A 6,833-nucleotide genomic window follows, 5' to 3' on the forward strand; every position below is an offset into this window, starting at 1 on the left:
TTTATTTTATTTATAAAGAAGAACAGATCACTTTGACCCAATGGATCAGACCTGTTTGAAATGATCGTAAGTTTCAGTATGGTATTAACTGCAACTTAAGGCACTTTGTGAGTTTCCAGTTATAGAAATATTTTTATAAGAAATAGATCTACTGAGTCCTATTCTTAATTTTTGATCAATCGAACACTTGAGTGTGAGTTAAATAGAGAACAGTATTCGGCTCATTGGGTGAGCCGAATAAGATTAAATTGAAGTGCGTTATCAGAAGGTAATACAAAAATGTTGAGAGCTATTTATTTGTTGGACTCTGATCACGATCTTTTTTAAGTGATGGATTTCTAGGATCTGATGAAATCGCTTTCAGTACTTCATTAAGTTGTGAAAAGTTAGGAAGATGCTTGTTTTTTTCAAAATCAAAAATGTCGCGTAGAGTTGGATGGTGCTCAATCTTAGATTTATATATGAAATAAACATACATCATATCTATTAGGGTATCTATTATGGGACGACCATACACAGCAGAAAATGCTTCATATATCTTATTGAAAGATGCACCTAAGAAAAATATTACACTATTTCTTTTTTTCCTTTGTTTTAATTTTTCAGCTAGAAGCTGTTTTTCATATTCAGAAAGAGTATTTTTAGAAATACATTGTTTTATTTTTTCATTATTATTAATACGATAACTATTCAGTAATTCTTGTAGATTAAAGTATTCATGATGATTAAAATCTAAATACTCTTTTTCTTTTTGTAGAATAATTTTTTCAATATCTGTTAAATTTTTAGATGGAATAGTTTTTATATATTTTAATATTTGATAGTTTTTGCTTCTTTGATTTTCTTTATATTGGCATGCATTGATTAGATTTTTATGAGTTTCTGAAAATTTTTTAAAATCTATTTTTGTTAAATCTGTATTCTCGAGAATATTAATTAAATTTATTTCACATGGATATTTAGGGGTGATACATAATTCTTCTTTTTGTGTATAAAGAAAATTATATATATCACTTTTTGTGATAATTTTTTTAGGTCTACCAGCTGCCATTTTAAGGCTCCTTGAGTTATGTTAGAGGAAAGCTCTATCTTTAACAGGAATCCAAAATGCATGATGAGTTTCATGCAAAATCTCAAAAAAATAGCTATCCTGCTCTCCACTTAGTTACCCGATTAATAAAGCTGGCGCTTTTAAGAATTCTTTGGGCTGCGCACAAAAAATTCTTATCTCGTCTCCGTGTCTTTTTATTCCACCATTTGCATTGCAAATGTTGTACTAAAAAGACACTACTACTCGCCCTGTGGGACCAAAAGCCCAATTAATATGATTCTTAAGGTGTTGATATATATTAATATAGTTTAGTGTGAGACTATTTGTGTGTGCGTTACACTATAAAGGATGAAGCGTTACACTATAAAGGATGAAGCGTTACACTATAAAGGATGAAGCGTTACACTATAAAAAATGTGCGTTACACGATAGAAATAAGCGTTACACTATAAAAATCATCTAGAAGTTGGACTTCTGATTATTGAAGATCACTTTTTGATCTTCAGGTCTTGATTAAGATCATATCGCTACTGAATCAATCATAAAAAACCTATTTAGAAATATAACCACTTTTCTGAACTTTTTCTTTTAAATTAAATTATTAGAATATTTGAAAATATATTAACTCTTTGATAAGAGAGTTATTAAAAAATGTTTTATTTTGATTTAAGACATAATCGTAAACAGAGTTCTAAAAGTTCATTTAATGGCTATTGTTATATTACTCGAAGTAAGCATTTTAAGTTAAACAAGATTGAGTTAAATGAAGAGGTTGAATTTGTTTGCTCAGGTAATATGCCTGAGTGGGCAGAATATAAGCCGGATAGATTTTGGATTGCTGCTGATAAATATGAAAAAAAGAATAGTCGTACATCCAGTCATATTACTATTGCTTTATCTAAGGAACTAAATTCTGAACAGCGAATAGAATTATCAAAGAATTTAATAAATGCTTTTTGTGATGAATTTAAATTTCCATATAGCTGTGCCATTCATAATCATAAAGGGGTTTTAGATGGTGAAAGTGATCAACCTCACTTGCATCTTCAATATTCTGAACGGACAACCCTTGATGATTTTGAACGGCCACCAGAGTTATTTTTTAGGCAATACCGGCCTAAAAATCCTGAACGTGGTGGAGCACAGAAGATTACGGCTGATGTGTTGGGCTTAGGACGACATCAAATTAGGCATATGCGGCAACTCACTGAAAAGTTGATCAATGAGTCTCTAGAGATATATGCACCGATGAAGACAGTTCGTATATACGACATTGAAGTTCAAGTGCCTAATCGAGTTTCCTGCCTATCTAATGAAGATTACAATGCGGAGTTCGGGACAAAGCTTAAAGATACGCCTCAAATACCACATTGGGAGCTTTATAGTGCTGATCCCATCATTCAAATGGATATAAAACCTAAAATTGAAGAAATTAAAAAAATTAGAGAGGAGAATTTATTTGAGCTATATAAGCCTTTTTATATAGCAGAACTTCAACGGCAGCATAAGCTTAACAACCAATCAGATTATGACTTATCAATGTAAAAATCCTATGAGTGCATTAGTTGAAGGGGATACTTATTTAGTGAATGATGGTTAACAGCAAAGCTAGGCTTTTTGATAAGATTGACTCAATTTTTTATTGATTCAGTATTGTTATGCCACTATTAGATTGGGTGAACCGAAATCAAGCTGAAGAAACAACAATAAGTGTTCCGTACCATTTATTAAAATTTGAATAAGCATATGGTGACTCCGAGCAGGCTAAGGATAATTTAATTATTCATGGTGACAATCTACATGCTTTAAAAGCAAGGTTGTCATTTAGATACTGCTGATGATGCACGCATTAAAAATGCGATTGGTAAGCAGTGGGCTAAAGATAGCGATGGGAAACGTTTAGAGCCTGTTGAACATTCATAATTTGAGCCAGATATAAGCACAAGCAAGAGCGACCGTATTTTCATAACTCTGCTTGAGCTTAACAAGTTCAGAGACCAGTTAGGTATAGAAGATCATGAATACAAGCGTATGGGTAACTTTAAACTAAGAGTATTAGACCTTGCTGTTAAAGAAATTAATGAAAAATCAGATATTAAAGTCAGTTATACGCAGGTGAAAAAAGGTAGGACAATTACAGGCTTTAAGTTTGTAGTTCATGAGAAACTGAAAACTAAAACAGAAAAAACAAGTAAGTTGCGTGATGTTGATACTGCTGATATGTTCACAGTTGAGGGTTTAAATGATAAACAGCTAGGACGTATCGTTCGCAATCCTGCTTTTATGGCAGAATACAATCATTTAGTAAGTCCGACTAGCCCAGCTGGAAAGTCGCAGCAAGGATGGGAGTTTGAGATGGTTAATCGCCTTAAAAAAGACGCTTCTCAATTTAAGAAACGTCCAATCAGGGATTATTTAGAGTATTAAGGCTAGCAGTTTATTATAAGTGGTTCTCTTATATTGGTCTGTTTTAGGTAGCCTATTAATAGGCCTAAGAGGCTTTTTAAATGGTTCCTTTGGGGTATACCGTCTGTTAAAAAGTAATTGACTTCTCACTACCGGCTCAAAGAGTGGTATGCAACTTAATTCTATTAGATAAGGGTCTGATACTTGGGATGATTACCGTTCTAATTGAAGTCATTTGTCATAACGCCCGTTATGCGAACAATAGATATTATGAGTCTGATTGTTTAAGTAAGCATGTTAGCATTAAAGTAGAAGGAGTTAATTGATTATTGAATTGCTCCTTAAAAAAATTTACTGTAAGCAGATTTTTGAAGTTCAAATCATCAATCAAAAAATTACGCCTTCATTTAAACGCAATTGCAAGCTATCAGTAAAGGTGACTGAAAAAGGCGTCGCACCATTTAACTCAAGACTATTGAGCCTTTGTGCCATTGGGTGACTGTTCGTTGTATCAACACTTAGCTTAAGATCACCTTTAGTGGCAATTTTAGCGCCATTTAATGTACGTGTATCTGCGGTTGCCCGTATTAACGCATCATTTAACATTGAATATAAAACTAAGTCTGCCCAAGGTGCGGTAACTGATGCGCCGATCGTACCTGATAATGACAAGATTGATGTTTGAGGATTCTCTGGATGTTTGACAGAACTACTAAAATCCTTATTGTCTAAATTAAAATCAATATCGGTGACGAATTTCGGGTAGCCCCATAATTCTTTACCTGCACGACACGCAACTTCGGTGGTTACCGGTAAATCACAAACCCACATGCCGGTATTGCGTCGATCTGGTGGTAATGTCATTTCCACCAATGGATGAGTCGGTGTGTCTTGGTCTGCAGGATAGACAAGCATACTTGATGCAACTTCGTGATAAGGCTCGCCATCAGTTAATTCACGATAATCATAGAAAGCTAGACTAAATAACGCTTTATTGCCTATAAGCTTAGCAACCTTTAACTTTGGATTGTCCAATACACTGACTGCTTTGTCATAATCGACCATAAAAAAAGCAATCAGGCTTGACGCATCAAAGTACTTAATAGGCAGCTGAGCCTCACCTTGTGACATCTGTCTTGTGTGGGTGGCTTGTTGAAAAAATGGGTCAGCATGCCATTTATTATTCACGTTTTTATTCATTATCATAGGTTAAGTACCTTTGTTATGATCAGATTATTTTTAATCAGTTTTATTTGAACATGACAATAGAAAAGTATAAAGCGTTATTGTGTAAGGCAGTGCGTTCTACTCAATTAATTTAAAGTTTGGAAGTTATAACTAGAGCCTGTTGAACATTCATAATTTGAGCCAGATATAAGCACAAGCAAGAGCGACCGTATTTTCATAACTCTGCTTGAGCTTATCAAATCTGGTGGCAACCGCCCTATACTGTTTTAGCTTAGCGAAAGCATTTTCTACTAGATGCCTGGCTTTATACAAGTCCCAGTCCATATGGTCGTTAGAAGACTGAGTGTTTCGTTTTCGAGGGATGTTATTATGCGTCCCTGCTTGTTCAATATGGGCTCGTAGTGCATCAGAATCATAGCCTTTATCGGCACATAAAACCTCTGTATCGCTCAAATTAACCTTATCTATTAAATCAGGTGCGACTTTGACATCGTGGGTTGTGCCATCTGATAAAAGAAAGATAATCGGATTGCCATGAGCATCAACTGCTAAGTGAATCTTGGTCGCGCGGCCTGCCACACTTTTGCTAATGGATTGTAGGTTCTCGTTGCCTCCATTGCTGTGCTGATGCGCTTTAATATGAGTGCCATCGATAAAGACCCACTCAAGGTCTGCGTCTTTGATCAGTAACGTAAATAATGCAATCAGCTTATTACTGCGAAACCAGCGCTGGTAAGCTTTATAGATGGTATTAGGCTTGCCAAAATACTCGGGTAAGTCGCGCCAAGGACAGCCAACACGCATGCGATAAAGCACGCCTTCAACCGTTTGTCTAAGATTTCCTTTGTCATAGATATTAAGTTCTAGTAATATAGGTTTCAGTCTTGTCCAGTGTTCATCTTTGAGCATGGTGCGAGGCATAGCGAACGATATCTTTTTTGTGTGAGAACTTAAAGATTAACCGTTCGCTATTTTTTTTGCCATTAATTTATACCCAATGTTCAACACGCCCTATTTTTAATGGCTAAACAGCAACATGAGAACGGTCGGAGTCTTGAAGAACAAATCAATAATGTACTGAGCTAGTTTATTATATGTTTGGATTTAAAAAGAGCCTGTATAGCTTAACTATACAGGCCTATTTTTAAAAAGAAAAAGAAGCCAAGTAATCTTTTTCCAAAGATGTGAGTTCCTCTGTTCCAAAAAACTTATCTACTAGATGCTCACAGGCATCACCCTGATCAACTAAATACTGATAAAGATCAGCTAAAGTTTTACCGACATGATTCATTACATATGAGTATCTATGTATATGCATACCTGTTAATTGATATGTGTCAGTTTCTAGAAAATTGTTTAATCTCGTATAGAAAAAATCATCATCTAAACTAGAAAATTTCTCATAATCTAGATAACCATCCACAAGAGAAAACTTTGTCTGATTTATCCATCTTTCTAAATCACTATAATTCCAATATTCTGAAGAATCTGGCTCTAAATATTTACTAACGCCAGGTGATAGACATTCAATGAATACCAATAGCTCATCTTTAACCCATTTATTAACTTCAGATTGACATTTTGGTGACATTAAGTAAAAGTCTGGAGCTAATTTTTCCTGGCCAGAGATTCTAGCTATTTCGAAAATATTAATTATAGATTTAAATTTTTGCATTAATATAAACCTTAAATATTATTTATTCCAAAATTAGAGTTTTCTAAATAATTCTTTTGCATTTAGGTATTCTTGGTGATCAATACCTAAATATCTTAACAAAGTAGGTGTTTTGATTGAGTCTAAATTATATAAAGCCCAATAAAATGTTTCATATCTATTTTGCTTTTTAAAATCTCTCATTTTCCCATTTATATAAGATTCTTCTAGACCGTCTTCAATAAATATTTCAATTATTTTTGAAGCAATACGGTTTAGATCATTAATGTTAATACTTTTCATTTTATACCTATTTTGGTAAATTTTTAATACACATGATTATGTATCGCCAATTATTGTTATTTAAAATTCATTGAAAAGTGAAATAGTTTTTTTAGTCGATTTATTAAAAGTTGACAGGTTTTTTGAATATTGTCATATTTACCACATTTACCACATTTACCACATTTACCACATTTACCACATTTACCACATTTACCACATTTACCACATTTACCACATTTACCACATTTA

At 33.7% G+C, this 6,833-nt stretch carries 7 protein-coding genes and 1 pseudogene; 3 read left to right on the forward strand and 5 right to left on the reverse strand.

The genetic code is table 11. The features are described 5' to 3' along the window. Positions 1 to 289 precede the first annotated feature (289 nt). Complete coding sequence (locus F897_RS06435) at positions 290 to 1,051, reverse strand: hypothetical protein (protein WP_005234335.1); 762 nt, start codon at positions 1,049 to 1,051, stop codon at positions 290 to 292. Between the two features lie 651 nt (positions 1,052 to 1,702). Here F897_RS06435 and F897_RS06440 point away from each other — a divergent pair. The 3 genes and pseudogenes from F897_RS06440 (at position 1,703) to F897_RS06445 (ending at position 3,478) form a co-directional block, all read left to right on the forward strand. Further along, on the forward strand, positions 1,703 to 2,596 hold the full coding sequence (locus F897_RS06440) for a MobA/MobL family protein (protein WP_005234338.1): 894 nt from the start codon (positions 1,703 to 1,705) through the stop codon (positions 2,594 to 2,596). A 113-nt stretch (positions 2,597 to 2,709) separates the two neighbouring features. Continuing rightward, positions 2,710 to 2,871, forward strand: a pseudogene (locus F897_RS17930) (DNA methyltransferase); the annotation flags it as partial. Between the two features lie 211 nt (positions 2,872 to 3,082). Further along, positions 3,083 to 3,478: a RepB family plasmid replication initiator protein gene (locus F897_RS06445; RefSeq protein WP_005234341.1), complete on the forward strand. Its 396-nt coding sequence runs from the start codon at positions 3,083 to 3,085 to the stop codon at positions 3,476 to 3,478. Between the two features lie 366 nt (positions 3,479 to 3,844). Here F897_RS06445 and F897_RS06450 read toward each other — a convergent pair whose 3' ends face one another. From F897_RS06450 to F897_RS06465, 4 genes are all read right to left on the reverse strand, one after another. Beyond that, entirely contained in the window at positions 3,845 to 4,588 is a 744-nt protein-coding gene (locus tag F897_RS06450) for an acetoacetate decarboxylase family protein (protein ID WP_228128848.1), read from the reverse strand. 225 nt (positions 4,589 to 4,813) lie between these two features. Next, positions 4,814 to 5,566 (reverse strand): IS5 family transposase, encoded by a 753-nt coding sequence (locus F897_RS06455; protein ID WP_004782589.1) that lies wholly within the window; start codon positions 5,564 to 5,566, stop codon positions 4,814 to 4,816. A 223-nt stretch (positions 5,567 to 5,789) separates the two neighbouring features. Then, positions 5,790 to 6,320, reverse strand: a complete 531-nt coding sequence (locus tag F897_RS06460) for a hypothetical protein (protein ID WP_005234349.1) — start codon at positions 6,318 to 6,320, stop codon at positions 5,790 to 5,792. Positions 6,321 to 6,353: 33 nt separating this feature from the next. Next, positions 6,354 to 6,602, reverse strand: a complete 249-nt coding sequence (locus F897_RS06465; protein WP_005234351.1) for a hypothetical protein — start codon at positions 6,600 to 6,602, stop codon at positions 6,354 to 6,356. Between the last annotated feature and the right edge of the window lie 231 nt (positions 6,603 to 6,833).

It is taken from the genome of Acinetobacter variabilis (assembly GCF_000369625.1).
Classification (GTDB): domain Bacteria; phylum Pseudomonadota; class Gammaproteobacteria; order Pseudomonadales; family Moraxellaceae; genus Acinetobacter; species Acinetobacter variabilis.

Bases quoted from the DNA above. Each gene is read 5' to 3' on its own strand.
- F897_RS06465 (WP_005234351.1), bottom strand. From the start codon at position 6,602: ATGAAAAGTATTAACATTAATGATCTAAACCGTATTGCTTCAAAAATA.
- F897_RS06440 (WP_005234338.1), top strand. From the start codon at position 1,703: ATGTTTTATTTTGATTTAAGACATAATCGTAAACAGAGTTCTAAAAGT.
- F897_RS06455 (WP_004782589.1), bottom strand. From the start codon at position 5,566: ATGCCTCGCACCATGCTCAAAGATGAACACTGGACAAGACTGAAACCT.
- F897_RS06450 (WP_228128848.1), bottom strand. From the start codon at position 4,588: ATGTCACAAGGTGAGGCTCAGCTGCCTATTAAGTACTTTGATGCGTCA.
- F897_RS06460 (WP_005234349.1), bottom strand. From the start codon at position 6,320: ATGCAAAAATTTAAATCTATAATTAATATTTTCGAAATAGCTAGAATC.
- F897_RS06435 (WP_005234335.1), bottom strand. From the start codon at position 1,051: ATGGCAGCTGGTAGACCTAAAAAAATTATCACAAAAAGTGATATATAT.
- F897_RS06445 (WP_005234341.1), top strand. From the start codon at position 3,083: ATGGGTAACTTTAAACTAAGAGTATTAGACCTTGCTGTTAAAGAAATT.